General features: G+C 42.5%; 14 protein-coding genes, 2 tRNA genes, 3 rRNA genes and 1 pseudogene. All 20 read right to left on the reverse strand.

Translation table 11 applies throughout. The annotated features are described in order from the left end of the window. Positions 1-158: 158 nt before the first annotated feature. Positions 159-1,625 carry a tetratricopeptide repeat protein gene (locus INE92_RS16045; protein ID WP_055236633.1) on the reverse strand — a complete coding sequence of 489 codons (1,467 nt, stop codon included), beginning with the start codon at positions 1,623-1,625 and terminating at the stop codon, positions 159-161. 21 nt (positions 1,626-1,646) lie between these two features. Beyond that, the gene (locus INE92_RS16050) at positions 1,647-2,591 is read right to left on the reverse strand and encodes a PstS family phosphate ABC transporter substrate-binding protein (RefSeq protein WP_015531653.1); all 945 of its coding nucleotides are present in this window, start codon (positions 2,589-2,591) and stop codon (positions 1,647-1,649) included. Positions 2,592-2,594: 3 nt separating this feature from the next. Then, entirely contained in the window at positions 2,595-3,410 is an 816-nt protein-coding gene (locus INE92_RS16055) for an energy transducer TonB (protein WP_004316568.1), read from the reverse strand. A gap of 26 nt (positions 3,411-3,436) precedes the next feature. Further along, complete coding sequence (locus INE92_RS16060) at positions 3,437-4,090, reverse strand: ExbD/TolR family protein (protein ID WP_004316569.1); 654 nt, start codon at positions 4,088-4,090, stop codon at positions 3,437-3,439. A gap of 15 nt (positions 4,091-4,105) precedes the next feature. Further along, positions 4,106-4,711 carry an ExbD/TolR family protein gene (locus INE92_RS16065; protein ID WP_004316570.1) on the reverse strand — a complete coding sequence of 202 codons (606 nt, stop codon included), beginning with the start codon at positions 4,709-4,711 and terminating at the stop codon, positions 4,106-4,108. Between the two features lie 33 nt (positions 4,712-4,744). Next, the gene (locus INE92_RS16070) at positions 4,745-5,542 is read right to left on the reverse strand and encodes a MotA/TolQ/ExbB proton channel family protein (RefSeq protein ID WP_004306909.1); all 798 of its coding nucleotides are present in this window, start codon (positions 5,540-5,542) and stop codon (positions 4,745-4,747) included. Positions 5,543-5,695: 153 nt separating this feature from the next. Continuing rightward, positions 5,696-6,136: a hypothetical protein gene (locus INE92_RS26930; RefSeq protein ID WP_008771256.1), complete on the reverse strand. Its 441-nt coding sequence runs from the start codon at positions 6,134-6,136 to the stop codon at positions 5,696-5,698. 327 nt (positions 6,137-6,463) lie between these two features. After that, a 5S ribosomal RNA gene (rrf, locus tag INE92_RS16075) occupies positions 6,464-6,574 on the reverse strand. Positions 6,575-6,695: 121 nt separating this feature from the next. Then, a 23S ribosomal RNA gene (locus INE92_RS16080) occupies positions 6,696-9,575 on the reverse strand. A gap of 160 nt (positions 9,576-9,735) precedes the next feature. Further along, positions 9,736-9,809, reverse strand: a tRNA-Ala gene (locus tag INE92_RS16085). A 77-nt stretch (positions 9,810-9,886) separates the two neighbouring features. Then, positions 9,887-9,963, reverse strand: a tRNA-Ile gene (locus INE92_RS16090). A gap of 207 nt (positions 9,964-10,170) precedes the next feature. Beyond that, a 16S ribosomal RNA gene (locus tag INE92_RS16095) occupies positions 10,171-11,699 on the reverse strand. The 16S, 23S and 5S rRNA genes sit together here with 2 tRNA genes alongside, the layout of an rRNA operon. A 1,202-nt stretch (positions 11,700-12,901) precedes the next feature. Next, the gene (locus INE92_RS16100) at positions 12,902-14,023 is read right to left on the reverse strand and encodes an ISAs1 family transposase (protein WP_015531712.1); all 1,122 of its coding nucleotides are present in this window, start codon (positions 14,021-14,023) and stop codon (positions 12,902-12,904) included. A 257-nt stretch (positions 14,024-14,280) separates the two neighbouring features. Further along, a pseudogene (locus INE92_RS26935) lies at positions 14,281-14,565 on the reverse strand (transposase); the annotation flags it as partial. A 296-nt stretch (positions 14,566-14,861) separates the two neighbouring features. Further along, positions 14,862-16,007 carry a DUF7689 domain-containing protein gene (locus tag INE92_RS16105; RefSeq protein WP_008645790.1) on the reverse strand — a complete coding sequence of 382 codons (1,146 nt, stop codon included), beginning with the start codon at positions 16,005-16,007 and terminating at the stop codon, positions 14,862-14,864. Positions 16,008-16,304: 297 nt separating this feature from the next. Beyond that, positions 16,305-17,309, reverse strand: a complete 1,005-nt coding sequence (locus INE92_RS16110) for an aldo/keto reductase (protein ID WP_195436373.1) — start codon at positions 17,307-17,309, stop codon at positions 16,305-16,307. A 123-nt stretch (positions 17,310-17,432) separates the two neighbouring features. After that, positions 17,433-18,920, reverse strand: a complete 1,488-nt coding sequence (locus INE92_RS16115; RefSeq protein ID WP_015531713.1) for an MBOAT family O-acyltransferase — start codon at positions 18,918-18,920, stop codon at positions 17,433-17,435. Continuing rightward, a complete protein-coding gene (locus INE92_RS16120; protein ID WP_009040608.1) occupies positions 18,907-19,824 on the reverse strand; it encodes an SGNH/GDSL hydrolase family protein in 918 nt (305 codons plus the stop codon). Before INE92_RS16120 ends, INE92_RS16115 begins: the two co-directional genes overlap by 14 nt. Further along, positions 19,811-21,202, reverse strand: coding sequence for an SGNH/GDSL hydrolase family protein (locus tag INE92_RS16125; RefSeq protein ID WP_008776902.1), 1,392 nt, complete (start codon positions 21,200-21,202; stop codon positions 19,811-19,813). The genes INE92_RS16120 and INE92_RS16125 overlap by 14 nt, the downstream gene beginning before the upstream one ends. 223 nt (positions 21,203-21,425) lie before the next feature. After that, entirely contained in the window at positions 21,426-21,719 is a 294-nt protein-coding gene (locus tag INE92_RS16130) for a PG0541 family transporter-associated protein (RefSeq protein WP_004313472.1), read from the reverse strand. Positions 21,720-21,724: the final 5 nt, after the last annotated feature.

A 21,724-nucleotide genomic window follows, 5' to 3' on the forward strand; every position in this document is an offset into this window, starting at 1 on the left:
AATGAACAATGTTTCTTAGTGTATTAGTGTAATAGTACACCGCAAATGTAGGCAATCTTTTGAATATTCCAATAGAAAAGGAGAAAAAAGTGCAAAAAAAGGAGGAGCTAAGATCACTCTCCACTCCTCCTGTCACGACAAACAACTAAAATTATTCACTATTTGATGCCGTCCAATGCCCTTTTAGCAGTAGCATTAGCGGGGTCTATAGCCAGAATTTTATTCCAGTATTCTATGGATTTATCTTTATTAGCCTTTGCTTCGGCCTTCAATGCCGGATTCTCGATCGCTAACAAATAGTAATATCCAAGATAACTGTAACATTCAACCAAAGCTGAATTGTAATGAGGATCATTTTTGCTTTCCAATAAAGCAGCCACTTCCTCATAGAAAGGTTTCGCAAGTCCTTGAGTGGTTTCAGGGTCCAGTGCTGAATTGGCACGAGCTCTCCAGAAGTTACCCAAGTAGCTATCCGGTGCTGCTTCTGCAATTGCATGGAAAACAGAATCGGCGGACATCAACGCCTGCTTGCGTTCTTCAACAGTGATTGTCAATGAATCAGGTTGCGTACCAGCACCGTAATAAAGTCTACCAACCTGAAACTGTAAGTCCGGAGTCTGTTTTTCTTTATCAAGGGATGAATAATATTTCTGGTAAGCACTGATTGCTTTTTTATAATCATTCTTCTGTTCGTAAGCAGAAGAGATATTTTTATATAAATCCGTCTTTTTCGGATCCATCTTTACCGCTTTCTCATATTGTATTACTGCATCATCATATTTTTTCAGACTTTCCAGCAAGTGCCCATAATACATATAATCCAAATAAGAATAATCGGCTTTTTCACATTCATTGAAGAAGATGTCCGCTGCCTTTATCGCTTCATCAAAACGCTTCAGGTCAGTATAGTTATACATTGCCAGACGGTTGAACGCAGCATGATGGGCATTCTTTTGTAATCCCATATTAGCCACTTCGAGCGATTTCTCAAAATCATGGTTCAAAAATAAAGCAAACGCATACTTCACCAAATCTTCTTCCGTAGCAGTAGGCCCCATTGCAAAATTCGCATAAGCTTCTGCCGCTTTACTAAAATCATTTTTTAAATAATAAATCTCGGCTAGTTTTTTGTCTACGGCTGTGTTGGACGGTTCCAGGGCTTTCAATTGGTTCAGCTTTTCAATAGCAAGACTTGCATTGGCTGATTTATAAACATCTGCGTATTTCAGATAAGCTTCCGTACATTTCGGATCGAAATAAATCGCTTCTTCATATTTCTGAGAAGCGAGACCCGCATTTTTCTGCTTCATGGCAATATTTCCTTCCAATACAGAAGCAAGAGCCGATTTACCATTCGCTTTTCTGGCAAGAGTTGCATATTCTTGCGCTTCGGGAAGTTTGTCAGCATCCAGATACGTATTTCCAATAGCTACCAAAAGTTCCACATTCTTTTTATTCTTTCCTTTAATCAGATGCTCGGCTTCTTCAGCAGCCTGTGCCGGATTCGTCTGAATAGTTTCTTTCAATTTGGCAACTTCCGCCTGCCATTCGGCATCGGTTGATTGCGCACAGAGCGACCCTACTGCTATAAACGCTCCAGCTAAAAACATTTGTACTCGTTTCATGATAGTCTCTAATTTTAGTTATTATTCGTCTTTCACGTGGACAATACGCACCGGCTGTGTAGCCGGAACAAGTCCGGATTTTAATATAATCCGCTGCCCCTTGTCGGATGTCATAAAAGAAGCAAATCCCCAGGGCAGCCCACTGCGAGGATCGTTCAGTAATGCATAGATGGATCGTGCCAGCGGATAATTAACATAGAACAGATAGGCCTGATAAGGCTTATAGCTGTTCGCAGGAGTTGCCACATCTTCAGCACTGACTGCCATCACTCTGATCTCTTCACGAAAAGAAAGATTGGTCGTATCACTGCGGTTCCCCAGCCAGTTAACTCCAATAACTCCCATGGCATCAGGATTCTTCACTACATAGTCTATCACCTGCTGGTTGGTTTTCAAGGCACTGACGTTACCTTCAGCCAACGGTTTTCCACCACAGATTGAGTCCATTGCAAAACGTACGGTACTGGAATTCTTATTATCGAACACCACCTGAATCCCCTTCAAGCGGGAATCCGGATTTACCTCTTTCCAGTTTTTCACCTCACCGGTGAGGATGCGGCGAAAATCACGTACACTCAACAAAGAATCCGGATTAGCACGATTCACGATCAATGCCAGACCATCCGTTGCCAATTTTATCTCGCGAGGGAAAAATTTACGGCTGTGGAATGAATTCATTTCTTCCTTAGTCAGTGTCCGGGTTGTAATAGCCAACCGGACACTGTCTTTCAGAAGTAAATTAATCGCTTCCACTTCAGTTGTGTAGCGAGGAACAATCCCGGCCAAAGGGTAAAGGTTTTCAAACACCTCTATCTCTTCTTGTATGATAGGTTCGAAACTCTCATCCGCTGCAATAGATACCACACCGGAAGAATAAGTATCCGTCGGCCCTTTCGATTTTGAGTTACAAGCACTCAACACCACCAACGCTACGAGTCCTATCAGCCTAAATTGTCTCTTCATCATCTTTTATTGTAATCTAAACATTACCGGAACGGTGAATTTCACACGTACCGCTTTTCCATTCTGTTTACCAGGGAGCCATTTCGGCATACTTTTTACCACACGCACAGCTTCCTTATCCAGATAAGGGTCTACGCCACGAGCCACACGCACATCAGTGATAGAACCATCACGTTCAACAACGAACTGTATAATAACGCGACCTTGTGTTCCATTCTCCTGTGCAATAGTCGGATATTTGATGTTCTTACCCAAGTAAGCCATCAATTCCTGTTGACCACCAGGGAAAGTCGGCATCTGTTCTACCATATCGAAAACCTTTTCCGGTTCCGGTGCAGCCTGTGTCACTACCTGCTTAAGGTCAGCAATATCTTTACCATTCGCCTCGTCATTACCTTTTACGTCGGCAATAGAGATGGATACTTTAGTAGCATTCAAATCCTCCTGGCTCTTGATCTCATCATCTTCATGCACCTCTTCATCTTTCTTGATGACAGGAGCAGTAAACTTGATAGAACTCTTCAGTGCAGGGGGAGGAGGCGCCACCGGCTCAACCCGTTTCATCTCTTCCTGTTTGATTTCCGGCTCTGCCAATTTCGACAAGGTAGTCACCTCTGTCATCACTTCTTTCTGCTCCGGAGTTGCCAACTTAAGCAGTGTAGGGATGCTAAATCCGACTGCCGCTATGATTACCACAATCAACATGGCGACATTGTGCCGCTTTGTTGAATTGGCACGCATTCTATATGCTCCGTATGCCTGGTTCTTGCCTTCAAAAATCAGTTGACACCATTCCGAAGAAGCTAAATCTAATTTTGCCATTTTACTTTTCTTTTTTGGGTGTTACATCAATTATCGGCTAAGTTCTGTGACAATCCACCTTTCGCATCGAAATTCTTGATTAAGAATTCATCAGCTTCCGCAATGTCTGTTATCACATATTTACCAATATTACATATCTGCATTTCGTCCAGCGCGTCAATCAGATTCATATAAGAAGCGTCATCCGTAGCTTTAATAATTACGGTCGGGGTATCCTTTCCGCTCTTTATCTCGGAAACCTGCTTCTTAAATTCGTCATCCGTTATCTTAAGATCCAATTTCTGTTGTTTCAATTCTCTTACTTTATTGACAGCAACAGCATTTTTCTGAAGAAGTACGGCACGCAGTCCATTTGCACCGTAGCTAGTTTCTTTCAACGAGGTATAGTCCTTATAATTAGGTTCTCCCTCATAATAATAGAGTTTATTATCAGGCCCCAGCAATAGTGTAATTGCCTGTGAAGCCTTCACCATACTCTTCTGGTTTTCAGTAATATCTTTGTCATTACTCGGCATGCTTATTTCCATCGTCTGAGGTTTGCTCAGTGTGGTACAAAGCATAAAGAAAGTAATCAGCAACATGTTCATGTCCACCATCGGTGTAAAGTCCACCCGGACAGTTATCTTTTTTTGCTTGCTCTTTCCTCTTTTTCCGCCGCTCTCTTGTACTTCAGCACTCATTGTATTTCCTCCTTTTTAATTTTCAGATTCTGCTTTGAGAGAAGTAATCAGATTGTACCGATTTTCCCGCAAATCCTGAAGTGAGTTCATAACGTTCTTTATCACTGAGTATGGAGTCGTAGCGTCTGCCTTGATGGCAATACGTAGATCAGCGTTAGCAGTACGTGCATTACGTACCCACGATTTAAACTGATTATCAACACTATCGCATGGAATACCTTCATTCTTAAGGATCTTATCCCGTTGATCTTCGGGGAGATCAAGATATTTCTGCATACTTCTGATAGGCACTCCAAAAGTAGAAGACAACATAAATCTCTTCTCTTGTTCCGGAGTAAACTTAATGCCATACTCTTCACCCATGCTCTCCAAGACAGCCTGCATATCCTGCTGCTTGTCGAGGCTCATAAATATTTTTCCTTCCGGATCAACCAGAATCTGGAGTACATTAGTCTCCGGAATCTTGATTTCCGATACAGAAGCCGGAGTGGTAACTTGCACTGGTTCCTTCTTCACAAATGTTGATGTCAACATAAAGAAAGTCAGAAGCAATACAGTAACGTCACTCATAGCGGTCATATCTATGAACGTACTTTTCTTTTTAATTTGCGCTCTACCCATGATTAATAATAGATTTTATAAGGGTTCGCAGAATTAGTGAGTAGCTGCAAAAGTTTGCACGATAGAGAATCCGACTTCGTCGAGTCCGTAAGTCAATTTATCAATTTTGTTAGTGTAATAGTTGTAAGAGATAACAGCCAATGCACCAGTCAAGATACCGAAAGCAGTGTTAATCAAAGCTTCAGAGATACCTTGTGACAAAGCCATAGAGTCAGCACCACCACCAGCAGACAAAGCAGCAAATGAACGGATCATACCGATTACAGTACCGAGCAATCCCATCAATGTACCCAGAGTGGTGATGGTAGCGATGATCGGAAGATTTTGTTGCATCATCGGCATTTCCAAAGCAGTAGCTTCTTCAAGTTCTTTCTGGATAGCCAACAGCTTCTGTTCTTTAGGAAGAGATGTGTTCTTTTCCATTTCTTCATACTTACGCAAAGTAGAAGTTACTACGTTAGCAACAGATCCACGTTGTTTGTCACAGATTTCCTGTGCTTTCTTCATGTCACCGGCAGCTAAAGCGTCTTTGATGTTAGCTACAAATTTAGACAATGAACCTTTACCGAAAGCAGAACGAAGAGCGAAATAACGTTCGATGCTCAAAGCAAGTACGGTTAACAACAATGTCTGGATAATAGGCACGATGATACCACCTTTGTAAATAGTACCCAACATGTTCAACGGGTGATTGTTCGGGTCATTGTTCATAAAGTTGGACGGGTTACCTAATAGGAATTGGAAGATACATACAGCTATTACTAAACAGCAGATGATTACGATACCGGCATTTTTTATACCTACAACTTGAGTTTTTTTAGTAGTTTCCATAATAAGTTTTTTGTTAAGAAATTAATTTTAGTTATTTAGGAAGTAAAAATTTCGATTAGGCACACTGCGCTACAGACCCTGCAACTTTTAAAAGGAAAAAGTCACACAGTTCATACAGAGTACGAAAAAAAACGGATAATAGGGGGAAATAAACTAAATAAGGATATGTCTTAGAGCGAACACATAGTAATCGCTACACATAATGGAGTAATGTGGATCCTTATCCGAATAAAAAGATTTACTTTGATCTAATACTAAAGAATTCTCTCTTAACACGAGAAACTTATGCATAACGTCTTTCAAGGAGTCATTGATTTCAATGATTCTACGCAGGCGATAATTATTAGAATTTGATTCAGTTACTAATTTAAATCCTAATTCTACATCAGAAATAGTTAATGACTGCGAGTTATCATAACTAACTGACTGATTATCTACAGAAGAATTACGATTAACATCAGAAGACGATTCTGACAGTTGACAAGAAGCTTCACAGTTTGAAGCATAAGCCGAAAAATTCATAGCATTTCCACCCATGCTAAAAGATAGCATCAGCAGAACAAAAGCTAATATGAATTTCGGCGAAAGTTTCATTGTATTTTTAGTTGTTTAAATCGTTCGTTATAGATTCGGCGACAAATGTAGCAATAAAATGTACACGAGTATCATTGTTCACATCATTTAAGCATAAAAATTCGTCTCTACTATAAGAACAAGTTCTAAAGTATTTTGTTCTAGGGAACATCATTTTAATTTGTTAAAAAAAGCATCTCTATTGAACAAACTATTATGAGGTTTGATCTGCTAAAAAGGGCGGTGTAAATACCAAAGTACCATTGATAAATCAAAAAACAGAAATTTTGCAAAGTACCCAAAACAGAAAACCCCTTGATTCGTTGTTGAATCAAGGGGCTTCTCTAAAAACGGCGGCTACCTACTCTCCCACTGTTACGCAGTACCATCGGCGTGACGAGGCTTAACTTCTCTGTTCGGAATGGGAAGAGGTGGAACCCTCGTGCTATAACCACCTGAATAAGGTTATGACATGATGAAAAGTAAAATCTCAAGTTCATTACTAGTATGTTTCTGTTCCCTGTTTCCAGTTTCTGTATCAGTAATCCGCTAAACGTATATACCCAACCGGTACATATTTGAAAGAAAGTGAACGGGCAATTAGTAATGCTCGGCTTTGATGTTACCACCTTTACACCTGCATCCTATCAACGTCATCGTCTTTAACGACCCTAAGAAATCTAATCTTGTGGCTGGCTTCGTACTTAGATGCTTTCAGCACTTATCCAATCCCGACTTAGATACCCAGCGATGCACCTGGCGGCACAACTGGTAAACCAGCGGTCAGTCCAACACGGTCCTCTCGTACTAGTGTCAGAGCCACGCAAATTTCATACGCCCACGATAGATAGAGACCGAACTGTCTCACGACGTTCTGAACCCAGCTCGCGTGCCACTTTAATGGGCGAACAGCCCAACCCTTGGGACCTTCTCCAGCCCCAGGATGTGACGAGCCGACATCGAGGTGCCAAACCCCTCCGTCGATATGAGCTCTTGGGAGGGATCAGCCTGTTATCCCCGGAGTACCTTTTATCCTTTGAGCGATGTCCCTTCCATGCGGAAACACCGGATCACTATGCTCTAGTTTCCTACCTGATCGACTTGTCTGTCTCCCAGTCAAGCGCCCTTATGCCATTACACTCTACGGACGGTTACCAATCGTCCTGAGGGCACCTTTAGAAGCCTCCGTTACACTTTTGGAGGCGACCACCCCAGTCAAACTACCCACCAAACAGTGTCCTCGCATCTACGAGTTAGAACTCAAATAATCAAAGGGCCGTATTTCAACAGCGACTCCACAAATACTGGCGTACCTGCTTCGAAGTCTCCGGCCTATCCTACACATCAATTACCCAAATTCAATGTTAAGCTATAGTAAAGGTTCACGGGGTCTTTTCGTCCCATCGCGGGTAATCGGCATCTTCACCGATACTACAATTTCACTGAGCTCACGGTTGAGACAGTGTCCAGATCATTACACCATTCGTGCAGGTCGGAACTTACCCGACAAGGAATTTCGCTACCTTAGGACCGTTATAGTTACGGCCGCCGTTTACTGGGGCTTCAATTCAATGCTTCTCTTGCGATGACATCTCCTCTTAACCTTCCAGCACCGGGCAGGTGTCAGGCTGTATACGTAATCTTTCAATTTGGCACAGCCCTGTGTTTTTGTTAAACAGTTGCCTGGACCTATTCTCTGCGCCCAACTCTCGTTGGGACCCTTTATCCCGAAGTTACAGGGTCAATTTGCCTAGTTCCTTAACCGTGAATCACTCAAGCGCCTTAGTATATTCAACCCGACTACGTGTGTCCGTTTGCGGTACGGGTACCTTAAAGATTAAGTTTAGCGGATTTTCTTGGGAGTATGCTTACACGCACTATTGGATTGTTCCGAAGAACGTTCCATACTATCAGGTTCGACTCTCTTTGTGGATTTGCCTGCAAAGATCAACATCTACACCCTTCAACGGACTATTCCGTCAGTCCGCGGCGCTATCACTGCTCCGTCTCCACGTCACTCTTTAAGGTAGTACAGGAATATTAACCTGTTCTGCCATCGGCCTCACCGTTCGGCTGAGCCTTAGGACCCGACTAACCCTGATCCGATTAGCGTTGATCAGGAAACCTTAGTCTTTCGGCGAGGGGGTTTCTCACCCCCTTTATCGTTACTTATACCTACATTTGCTTTTCCACACGCTCCAGCAAAGCTCACGCTTCACCTTCGACGCAGAGTGGAATGCTCCCCTACCGATGTTTACACATCCCATAGCTTCGGTAAATTGCTTAATGCCCGATTATTATCCACGCCAAACTCCTCGACTAGTGAGCTGTTACGCACTCTTTAAATGAATGGCTGCTTCCAAGCCAACATCCTAGCTGTCTTAGCAATCTGACTTCGTTAGTTCAACTTAGCAATTATTTCGGGACCTTAGCTGATGGTCCGGATTCTTCTCCTTTAGGACATGGACCTTAGCACCCATGCCCTCACTCCTGGGATCGAACTACTGCGCATTCGGAGTTTATCAAGACTTGATAGGCGGTGAAGCCCTCGCATCTTATCAGTCGCTCTACCTCACAGTAGTAATTCCCAAGGCTGCACCTAAATGCATTTCGGGGAGTACGAGCTATCTCCAAGTTTGATTAGCCTTTCACCCCCACCCTCAGTTCATCCGGAAGCTTTTCAACGCTTATCGGTTCGGTCCTCCAGTTAGTGTTACCTAACCTTCAACCTGACCAAGGGTAGATCACTTGGTTTCGCGTCTACTCCTTCCGACTAATCGCCCTGTTCAGACTCGCTTTCGCTTCGGCTACACATTTTGAAATGCTTAACCTTGCCGGAAAAAGTAACTCGTAGGTTCATTATGCAAAAGGCACGCCGTCACAACTTACGCTGCTCCGACCGCTTGTAGGCGCACGGTTTCAGGGACTATTTCACTCTTCTATTCGAAGTGCTTTTCACCTTTCCTTCACAGTACTGGTTCGCTATCGGTCTCTCGGGAGTATTTAGCCTTACCGGATGGTCCCGGCAGATTCACGCAAGATTCCTCGTGTCCCGCGCTACTCAGGATACCACTACGCTTCGTTTAGCTTCGAATACCGGACTATCACCGTCTATGGTTTCATTTTCCAAAGAATTCTTCTCACTAAAGGTCTTGCGACATCGTGGTCCTACAACCCCAATATTGCCGTAACAACATTGGTTTGGGCTAATCCCCGTTCGCTCGCCACTACTTGGGGAATCATTATTATTTTCTTTTCCTGCAGGTACTAAGATGTTTCAGTTCCCTGCGTTAGCCTCTTGCTATGCAAGATGTCATTCCTTCAGAATGACGGGTTGTCCCATTCGGAAATCTTCGGATCAAAGGTTATTTGCACCTACCCGAAGCTTATCGCAGCTTATCACGTCCTTCATCGCCTCCGAGAGCCAAGGCATCCGCCATGCGCCCTTGCTTACTTTCTTTCAAACGTTTTATTCTCATAATGGTATTGACCATGGAATTGCTTCCGGCTGTCAATATTGCATATTCGAACACGTACGGTTTGATATATACTTTTAGCTCTTACTTTTAATTTTACTTTTTGTACATCATGTCAAAGATCGTTTCTCTTTTCAGAGAGAGTGGAGAATAACGGATTCGAACCGTTGACCCTCTGCGTGCAAGGCAGATGCTCTAGCCAGCTGAGCTAATCCCCCAAGAGGTTGTTCAAGAATATCGTTTTTTAGCTTTTAGCTTTTAGCTTTCAGCTTTCGCTGTTCCTCGTTCTTGAGCTTGGTAGTCCCAGGCAGAGTTGAACTGCCGACCTCTACATTATCAGTGTAGCGCTCTAACCAACTGAGCTATAGGACTAGTTCAACCTTGTCTACCTGATGTTAGACTCGGCTTCTTTTTTCTCTTGTTTATCTCTATCTATACTTCTATAGATGGTTGATCTATATATTATAAATAAACAAATACCAGTAGTACAAAAAACAGAACCTTTAAAGTCACTATTTTTAACGATGGGCGTTTTACATTATTCATGTACAATTGCATCGTCTTACGACATCGCTCCAGAAAGGAGGTGTTCCAGCCGCACCTTCCGGTACGGCTACCTTGTTACGACTTAGCCCCAATTACCAGTTTTACCCTAGGACGCTCCTTGTGGTTACGTACTTCAGGTACCCCCGGCTTTCATGGCTTGACGGGCGGTGTGTACAAGGCCCGGGAACGTATTCACCGCGCCATGGCTGATGCGCGATTACTAGCGAATCCAGCTTCACGAAGTCGGGTTGCAGACTTCGATCCGAACTGAGAGAGGTTTTTGGGATTAGCATCCTGTCGCCAGGTAGCTGCCTTCTGTACCCCCCATTGTAACACGTGTGTAGCCCCGGACGTAAGGGCCGTGCTGATTTGACGTCATCCCCACCTTCCTCACATCTTACGACGGCAGTCTCTCTAGAGTCCTCAGCATAACCTGTTAGTAACTAAAGATAAGGGTTGCGCTCGTTATGGCACTTAAGCCGACACCTCACGGCACGAGCTGACGACAACCATGCAGCACCTTCACAAATGCCTTGCGGCTAACCTGTTTCCAGATTATTCATTTGCAATTTAAGCCCGGGTAAGGTTCCTCGCGTATCATCGAATTAAACCACATGTTCCTCCGCTTGTGCGGGCCCCCGTCAATTCCTTTGAGTTTCACCGTTGCCGGCGTACTCCCCAGGTGGAATACTTAATGCTTTCGCTTGGCCGCTTACTGTATATCGCAAACAGCGAGTATTCATCGTTTACTGTGTGGACTACCAGGGTATCTAATCCTGTTTGATACCCACACTTTCGAGCATCAGTGTCAGTTGCAGTCTAGTGAGCTGCCTTCGCAATCGGAGTTCTTCGTGATATCTAAGCATTTCACCGCTACACCACGAATTCCGCCCACCTCTACTGTACTCAAGACTGCCAGTTTCAACTGCAATTTTACGGTTGAGCCGCAAACTTTCACAACTGACTTAACAATCCACCTACGCTCCCTTTAAACCCAATAAATCCGGATAACGCTCGGATCCTCCGTATTACCGCGGCTGCTGGCACGGAGTTAGCCGATCCTTATTCATATGGTACATACAAAATCCCACACGTGGAATACTTTATTCCCATATAAAAGAAGTTTACAACCCATAGGGCAGTCATCCTTCACGCTACTTGGCTGGTTCAGACTCTCGTCCATTGACCAATATTCCTCACTGCTGCCTCCCGTAGGAGTTTGGACCGTGTCTCAGTTCCAATGTGGGGGACCTTCCTCTCAGAACCCCTATCCATCGTAGTCTTGGTGGGCCGTTACCCCGCCAACAAACTAATGGAACGCATCCCCATCGATAACCGAAATTCTTTAATAGTAAAACCATGCGGTTTTAATATACTATCGGATATTAATCTTTCTTTCGAAAGGCTATCCCCGAGTTATCGGCAGGTTGGATACGTGTTACTCACCCGTGCGCCGGTCGCCATCTTTAGTTTGCAAGCAAACTAAAATGCTGCCCCTCGACTTGCATGTGTTAAGCCTGTAGCTAGCGTTCATCCTGAGCCAGGATCAAACTCTTCATTGTAAAAGTATCTTTTCATCTGTTAAGATGATTTTTTTGCTCTGTTCAGGATGCCGTAAATTTATTGACCTTATTCAAATACCTATTATCTTCAATCGTATCACTACTCTCTCGGACAAGTATTGACGGTTCTATTTTTTTTACTTGTACTACTTGTATTGTTTATCAATATTTCAAAGAACTTGCTGCTTTCGTTTTAAAAGCGGGTGCAAAGGTAAAGGCTTTATTTTTAACTACCAAACTTTTTCGGAAGTTTTTTTTTATTTTTTTCTTTTTACTCATTTCTCAGGCTCTCTATGCGAAAGGGAAAGAATGTATTAAAGAAAAACAAAGGCCGTTTTCTTTGCGAATCGGACTGCAAAGATAAGAACTTTATTTATTATCCTCCAAAACTTTTCGGAAGTTTTTTTTGTTCTTTTCTTTAAGCGCAATTTCGCTTTTTCACTATGTCAATTCTGCAAGGCTTTCTTCTCTTGGAAAGCGGGTGCAAAAGTACGCCCTTTTGGTATACAATCCAAATATATTAAACTATTTTTTCGAAGTTTTTTTGAAAGAATCTGCTAAAACGCTGAAGGATAATGATGTTGTAGAACATATTTTTTTATCATAAGTGGATTGGGAGCGGAAACGGTACACATGGAACACATTATTATATCACACGCGGGCGCGTAGGCGCACGCAAGAGAGAAAAAGATGCAGAAGAAAGAAATAACAAAATTACAGTCGAATTACAGCTGAGAAAAAGACAACAGGAAGAAAGAGACAAGAAGATGATATAGAAGGAAAGCAAGAAAAAGAACGAAATGTAAAAAGAATACTAGGGATATACCACAAAGGGACATTACAAAAGGAGATTATTAAAGGGGATGGATTAATTGGAATGGTTAATTGGGCATGACCAGCAGAATACAGGATATTCAGCGACGCAGCGCCACTAGAAATGATTGGTTCTTAATCAAATTCCGTGCTACTTATTTATGTTCAATAACCTTATTCATGGCTATTCCGGGGTACTTTAAGATGCATATAGCTTGGATAATTTATTTGCTATTTCTAATATGCCGATATCCCTTTATCCATCAACCTTTCAATGAGCTTTACTAGCACGGAATTTGAAGAAGAACCAAATCGTTTGCAGGGGGGCGCTGATATAAATGCAGGAAACTCAGGGCGAACGCTCAATAACTTGTACATCCTATTATTCTCTATATTTTTCCAATCCCAATGACTTTATCTCTTATTTTCTCGTCCCATCCACACGCTTTCCTCTTTCCTGCCATTCCCAGTTTGATATCGCTCTGTTTTAATAACATAAGTGCCAACTTTGATATGGCGGAGAAGTTGATTGCAGCATTTCCTGTTTTTCTGTCATCATCTTCTCTGAATCCTATATCAAGTACCCAATGTAGGTTGTTTTCAACCTCCCAGTGTGATCTGACCGATTTAAGTATGAGTACCGGGTCAGGTTCCAATGATGATATATAGTACCTTGTTTCCATAGTAGCTTCTTTATCACCTGTTTTTCTGATAGAATTTATCATAGCCAATGTCTTGATCCCTGTCCACCCTTTGAGAAAATATTGAAGATTTTTAGCGCTTATGCATACACATTCCCTGTATTCACTTCTTCCATGCCCTTCGTTTTCCTCAAAGTACCTTTTTGCGTGACATAAATAGTATCTTGTTTCCTCACTAAGATTAAATTCTATCATATCCCTGAGTGTTTCATGGTTATCTTTGGCACATAAAATATAATCAGCTTTGTTCTCGATTATTAGTTTAGTGATTGATTTCTGGCAGCCCATAGCGTCAATGGTTATGATGCAGTTCTCAAGATCAAGCGCCTTTATTAGCTCGGGGATAGCCTTTATTTCATTCGATTTTTCTTCTACTTTCTTTTGACCAAGGCAAATGCCGTTGGATACAGACCAGGCGCTGACTATATAGAGCTTGCTTCTCACTCCATTTTTTGAGCGGCTGTTTTTATGGGGATTATCACAAACGGCTTTTCCGTCAATAGCTACCACCCCGGGAATTTTACGGCAGATGTCATCGACCCACAACCTGAAACATTCTTCAAACCAGTCGATATCCAATATGGAGAAGAAACGACTCAAGGTATCATGGGAAGGGATAGAAGTCAAAACCGGAAGACGCGTCTTGAAATAGGATTCATGCGTCTTGCCGAATGTTTCTATTTCGTTCCACGTATCAGCTCCGCAGATAACAGAGACTAGGGCGATGAACACTATTTCGTTAGACTGATATATTTTATTCTTATCATCTCTTACATCAGGAATTATAGCTGAAAAGGCTTGAATGGCCATATTGCGGTAGAGATTAATATAGTAGATATGCAAATGTAATGAATTATATTCACACAGAGAATAGGAACAGAAGATATTAAAAAATACAGGAAAAAACTATCTATTTAGGGAATAATAAAAGCTAAATTAACATGTACAAGTTATTGAGCGTTCGCCCTGATCATTCACCAGGCAGGGAGATGTGTAAATTAAACTATGTATGCTTTATTCTCATTCAATCTCATCGGTCGGTGAACGGCCAGCGCCAAGGGGCAGGACTACCCGTCCCAACGGACGTAAAATTGCAACATTTTAAACCTATCTACAAATTTTATCGCCAGTTGTCGTGCACTAGCTCCCCAGTTAGCCAGTATGACATGGTCCATTTCTTACATATATTGCGATAAGCGAGGTAAAACAGTTTTTTAAGGGCGGTGTTGTTAGGGAACACGCCCTTGTTTTTTTGTCACTTTCCGTATCTGATGATGACAGTCCTCAACTGTATTTATGGTATAAATCATACGATGCATATCCGATGTGAACTGAAAGTATTCAGTAAGTTTTCCCTACGTTCATAATCCTCACATATGACATTCAGTTCTTTCAAAAGCAGAGAAATATTATTCATATTTTCTTTACCTCAAAAATCCATTTTTCGATTAAGACTACAAATAAGTTTTTCACAGTAAAATCAAACGAGAAACACTCCAGCAAAAGATCCTAAAAACAGACTTATCTCTATTATTATTGATATCCCATTTCTTGAATATTTATATTCAAATATCGGCCCAATTTGAGCCGATATTCTTAATTTAAAGGTATACGCAATATCCAACAACCTATCATCCCCAAGATAACTTTAATTGGAATTATATTCTAACCACTTCTTTATAGTTTTTTTGGTTGTTTGTTGTAATCCTTCAAGTTGGTGTGGATCATCGTTCGCATATCGTATTATCAGATTAGGATTATCTTGTAGATCTTCATACAATCTTATTGCAAAGAAATTATCCTCTTCTGTTACCATCTTCTCAATCAATAATGGAATGATTTCTTTTCCCATAGCCTTTAAATCGGCATATTGAGGTAAATTTCTTGTAGTAGCAGTGTTATTACTAAGCGAGTAATGCCATGCTTCCTTCCATTCATTAAACAAAGATTCAAACCTTGAACTATCTCTACATGTTTTTACTTTTCTAGCAATCATCATCAACTCATCCGGTGAGAAGATTATATTTTCGTGAATATCCTCACTTATTTCTTTCATTGCATTAGCATCTATTTCACTTAGACTACGGGTAGGAGAAACTGCCCCATAGGTTTCCACAGGAACTCCATACATTCCATTAGAAAACACACTTACAAGGTGCCACAATAGCCACATACGCCCCATCTTAGAATAAGGTGCCTCGCAATGGGGACTACCTCCAAGAGATGCATGCAGAGGGGTATTTCCCCAACCCCAAACTACAGGATAGTATCTTGATATTGAGGTTGCCCCTTTCATGTAATCATAAGCGGCATGATACACGGAACTCGCATTTTCATATCCATATCTTACTTGATCCCAAGTACTAAACTCTATCCACTTATTATTAAACCCCAACGAATAGGCAAAACAATTATATCCAGATGACGGATAATTCATAACAACTGTATTGGAATATTCAACTAAAGGAAACGATTTCCTTAAAGCATTCCTTTCAGCAGAAAAGAGAGGTCGTGGGAAAGAGTTCCTGATCAATTCGCGCTGTTCATCTGTTAATTGAGAATCCCAATTATCAGGAAGAATATACCCTCCCCCTGGTAGATTTGATCGTGTCTTAGCCATCGGTCCAATAATGCTATAAATATAATCCATAATTTCAAGGCTATCAAGCAAATTAACAGTTTGTATAGCCACTTCATTAGCCGGCTTTACAGATTCCTCAACGGTACTTACAATATCTTCGCTACTACAAGCAAAAATACACAACAGAGCGAATACTACAGTTAATTGCTTCATATCACAAGTATTTAAGGTGAATATTATACGAATGTATATATTTTTTTCGAGCATTCCTAACACTTTTCTGTTTTTTTACTCAATAATATTCCATTCTTTTGTTATTAAATGATATAGATGCTAGTGACTTTAAAAACCTTTTGAATATTTTAAAATAGCAGCAGCCAGAGGAGATGCAATCGCATGGTTAAATCTTGGAAATATGTATATGACTGGACAGGAGCATCCTTAAAATAGATGACTTCACCTTATCATTTTCAATAATAAGGTGAAATCAGCATACGATTCAGGCTGAAATTATTCAGGTAAAATCTGTTCGATCTCTTTCAACTCATCTGCCATGAATTCCAAATGTTCCAGTGCTTTCAAATTGTCGGCCAACTGGTTGACAGAGCTTGCGCCCACAATCACCGAAGTCATCCGTTCGTCTTTCAATACCCATGCCAGTGCCATTTCAGCAAGTGTTTGTCCACGCCGGAGGGCTATTTCATTCAACTGGCGGGCTGCCTCTACCTTTTCAGGCGTCACTTGCGAAAGCTGAAGAAAACCCGAAGAACGTGCGGCACGTGAACCTTCCGGAATACCATTCAGGTATTTATCTGTCAACAGTCCTTGCGCCAAAGGAGAAAAAGCGATGAAACCGGAACCATATTCTGCTGCCAGCGGAAGTGTTTCCGCCTCCACCTCACGGTCGAACATACTATACCGATACTGGCTGATGAGACAGGGAACACCGGCTTTTGCCATCATCTCGTAGGCCATACGTGCTTGTTCGGGGGGATATTTGGAGATTCCGATATACAGAGCTTTCCCTTGTTTCACGATATCAATCAATGTCTGAATGGTTTCTTCGACCGGAGTAACTCCATCATAACGATGGCTATAAAAGATATCAAAATACTCCAATCCTGTCCGGCGGAGACTTTGGTCAATGCTCGCCATCAGATTTTTACGGGAGCTATTTCCGCCATAAGGGCCAGCCCACATTTCATGACCGGCTTTGGAAGAGATGATCATTTCATCCCGATAACCCTGGAAGTTCTCTCGCAAGATTCGTCCGAAATTGGTTTCAGCACTTCCGGGAACAGGACCATAATTGTTTGCCAGGTCGAAATGGGTGACACCATGATCGAACGCATACTTAATCATGTCGGTTGCTACATCGAAATTGTCCACACTACCGAAGTTGTGCCACAACCCCAAAGAGATTAAAGGTAACTGCAAGCCGCTCTTGCCACAATATTTATAGGGCATCCGTTCGTAGCGTCTGGCTGCCGGCTGATAACTAAAAGAGTTTTCCATAAAACAGAATGTTTATATTTTCCTTTCACAAAGTAAGGAAAAATATTCCAATTACAGCTTTAGTCGAATATTAAAAAGAATACTCTAATTAAAAGCAGGATGCCACATTAACCATACAACCAATCAGAACTGGAAATAAATAAACGGTTGAATTTCCGAACTCTTCATCTGAATAACCAGATAAATCAAAGCGACCATCAATACTGCTTTTCCTAGGAACGGCAAACGGATCACTCCTCGACAAGCTACATTTTCCCAACTATCAGGAGCAAAATGAAGCAGGAAGCCAAGCAACATCAACGCAAATACTTTCCAATATCCTTCTAGTAATTGCGGGAACAGTTGCGGACGGAAAGTAGTGAATATCTGTCCCAGCATATCCATTGAATTCTGAAAATCGGCATTACGGAAGAAAATCCAGCAGAAGCAGACGAAATGGAAAGTGATAATCACTCCAAACACACGCCGCCAACCGTGACTTTCCTCTCCTTTCTTACGCCCGGTGATAGACATCCACATTTTATGTAATGCCAGAGCTACTCCATGAAAAGTTCCCCAAAGAACGAAGTTCCAGGAGGCACCATGCCACAGACCGCCCAAGAACATGGTAATTATCAAGTTGAGATATTGCCGGAATTTACCTTTTCGGTTTCCTCCCAAAGAAATGTATAAATAATCTTTTAACCAACTGGATAAAGATATGTGCCAACGACGCCAAAATTCCGTAATAGAGGCAGACTTATAAGGTGAATTAAAGTTGAGATTGAAATGGAAACCTAACAATAAGGCGATACCGATAGCCATGTCGCTATATCCGGAAAAGTCACAGTAAATCTGCAAAGCATAACCATATACGCCCATCAGATTCTCAACACCGGAATAAAGAGTAGGGTTATCAAAAATACGTTCCACAAAATTGATACTGATATAATCGGATATGATGGCTTTCTTGAAAAGACCGGAAACGATCAGAAAAATTCCGCGTCCGAACATTTCCTGCGAGACGAATAAGGGTTTCCGGATTTGCGGGATAAAGTCGCGGGCACGCACGATAGGTCCTGCCACCAACTGGGGGAAGAAAGATACGTAGAAGGCATAGTCCAAAAGATTGGTCAATGGTTTTATGTCTCTTCGGTAAACGTCGATGGTGTAGCTCAATGACTGGAAAGTGAAAAAGGAGATGCCGACCGGCAGGAATATATCGAGAGCGGTAAATTCTCCTCCCATCAATGACGCAATCACTCCACCCAGAAAATTGGTATATTTGAAATAAGCAAGAAGTCCTAAATTAACTCCCAAACTCAAAGCGACCAATCCTTTACGTTTCCAATAACCCTCTACACGATCCATAAGTTGCGCAAGGAAAAAGTCGGCAACGGTGACTATGGCAAGCAGGAAAAAATAGGTGCCGCTACTCTTATAGTAAAAATAATAGGAGAAGAGAGTAACAAACATGATACGGGCGGTGTATTTGCGTTGTAGCAACACATACACCACCATGAAAGCAGCGAACAACCAAAGGAAGATACCGCTGCTGAATATCATTGGCGCTTGCGGATCGTAGGTAAGTACCTCTTTCAGTCTACTGAAATCTATATCAATGGGAAACATAGTCATTATATGCTTTGATAAGTGCTTGGTATAATAAATTTCCTTGCAGGATGTATCCTTCGGGTAAATAATGTACATGATCGGGCCGCATCAGTTTTGCGTCCGTCCAGTTCGTGCAGGCACGGCGCTTCCCTCCGACTACATCGTACATATCCCACACGAGCAGACGATGGTCTTTTGCATAACGACGAATGGTTTCCGCTGCTGTCGCTGTACGTGGATTGATGGCATACGTGCGTCTACGCCTTCGCTGCCGGAAACTTTCATAAGAACCGGGAGGGGTAGTCAGAAGAATGGGTACGTTAGGAAGACTGTCGCGCAACAGTTTCACCAGTTCATCCATCTGATTGTAGTGCACATTTATATTATAACGCCGGTTATGGCTTTCATTGGTTCCGAAAGAGAGAATCAACAATTCGGGCTTCAGGGCGGCAATTTCGGCAATACGATCCGGATGGGTAAAGGTAAGGCAAGTAGCTCCGTTGACGCCTTTATCTATATAAGAAACAGCACCGAAAGTTTCTGTCAAACGGGCACCGATGGTTTGAGGGTAGATATGTCCACGTACATGGCTGTCGCCAATATGAACGATACGGACTGTATCTTCGGAGAGTCCGGCACGCACCTGGCGAAGATGTTCGAAGACGGGAGCTAGCAGAGCGATACTGTCAATAATCTCATTCCGACCGGTTTCGCGGAAAGCTGAAGGGAAGGATATTTGTACAGTGATCGTATCATTCGCCCAGTTCATTTCCCGTAAAGGCTTTATAAGTTTTGCGGTCTTTCCCAGTGGAGGACATACAGGGATACGGTCTTGCGCGATTGCTTCTGCAAGGAAACAAGGAACACTCAACATACCGGCGAGAATAAGAATAAAGACAGACTGCAGATTATTCTTGCTCATAAGCACGCCTCCTGTCGTATTGTTCCTTACCATAGATCATCGTTTCATAAAGTAGTCCCGCCAAATGCTTGCCGCCACGGAAGTTTATATGCGTATAATCGTAATTTGCCATAGAAGGTTTGGCATGCACCAGTTTTGCCATGCTGCCTTCTCCGCCCATTGCTTCAAACATATTCCAAAAGGCGATGCCGCTTTCGGCTGCAATGTTCTGCTGATAACGAATCAGATTCTTCACACCGGGCATGGTACGAAGTTCACCGTTCTCGTTTTTAGAATCACGGTCGCCGACGCTCAACAACAGGATTCCTGCTTGTGGGAAACATTCTTTCAAATGCTCGATAGCTGTGAGCAGTCCTTTTTGATAGTTATCATAATTGCGTCCCCGTTCGGTAGCTACATTCAAACCATATTCGAGGATAATGAGGTCGTAAGGACGTTGGCGGTTAAACTGTTTCAACATCTGTGAAGGAATGCCCCGCAGAGAAAGACCGGAACTGCCACGCAACGAGAAGTTGTCGAGAATGATTCCTTTCTTTCCATCCATTGCCAAACCATAGAACAATGTAGAGTCTGCACGGTCTACTGTCCAACGGATAGAGCCGATGCGTCCGTCTACCTGAATTTGCTGCAATCCGTCGGAAGGGCCTAATGAATAATTCTTGTTTTCTCCTTTGTTCACACGAGCAGAAAGGAGAACGGAGTCTCTGTTATGGAAGAAGATGGAGGCACGCTGGCAAGTATCGAGCAGGGAGGCATATTTATTTTGCCCGCGCAGTTCTACATAAGCTCCGTTGCGGGGAACGAAATAATGACCGGATATGCCTTGTTTCTTCTTATCGAAATAGACGCTGTCTGTTACCGCATGACTGGACCATCCGCCAAACGTATGTCGCACCGTAGGGCGGTAACCGCTTGTCATAGAAGTGATGGTTACAAAACCTACACCACAACCGCCGAATTGTTTCTGAAGCATTTCACGTAAGTCAGCCGTAAAGATATCCGCTTCGATAAAGGAATCTCCGAATACGGCAATACGTACCTGTTTGTCATCGGAGTCATCGGAAGAGACACGGTCAAGTGCTTTATAAAAAGGAGTCATCCCCCGGAGAGTGGAATCACTGTAATCTTCAATGCAAGTCATACCTGTACGACAGGTATCTACAAAGGCAGGTTTTACAACAGGAGGCAAAGGGATGCTGTCCGAATCAGCTGCGGCAGTCTCTGATTCCGGATAACGAAGGTCGCTCAAAAGGTCTACACGCCTCATCGTGTGCCCGTCAATAGTCAGCGCCGGAAGCCAATGAAGCCCGAGTAAGACTGCAAACACAATCAGTACGAACCACAACGAATATTTCAAATAATTCTTTATTATCTCCATCTTTACAAGTAGATATAGGCACTATTTTAGTTCTTGTTTTTACCCGGTGCCGAGCTACCTCTTCCTCGGTGCCGAACCATCTCCTCATCGGTGCCGGAGGAGGCCTTCATCGGTGCCGGACATTTTCAGGCTGCAAAGATAGAGAAAAGCAATAAAAAAGAAGGGAGAATCTACATTATTTATGAGATTCTCCCTTTTTACTTATTTACATGCCGGACATCGGTCAGATCGTCCGTTCAATGTTCCACACAAATGCACGCAAACCTAATTGTTCGGTTTCCAAGTCCATTATATGCAAGGTGTCGAGCAACGGATCGACTTTGCTGTCGTCTACTACCGTCAAGATAGCCGAGCACATACTTGGCCAAGCATGGCTTCCGAAATGCGGATCGCCTGTTTTCGAACCACGTCCCTGCACTTTCTCAAGGTATGTAAAGCCACGACAACCCAAACGGTCGAGTAATGCCATGATTCGTTCGTAATAAGCCTGATCGAATGTTATCAATACTGATTTCATATTTC

Origin of the sequence: Bacteroides xylanisolvens, from assembly GCF_018289135.1 — a bacterium.
GTDB lineage: Bacteria > Bacteroidota > Bacteroidia > Bacteroidales > Bacteroidaceae > Bacteroides > Bacteroides xylanisolvens.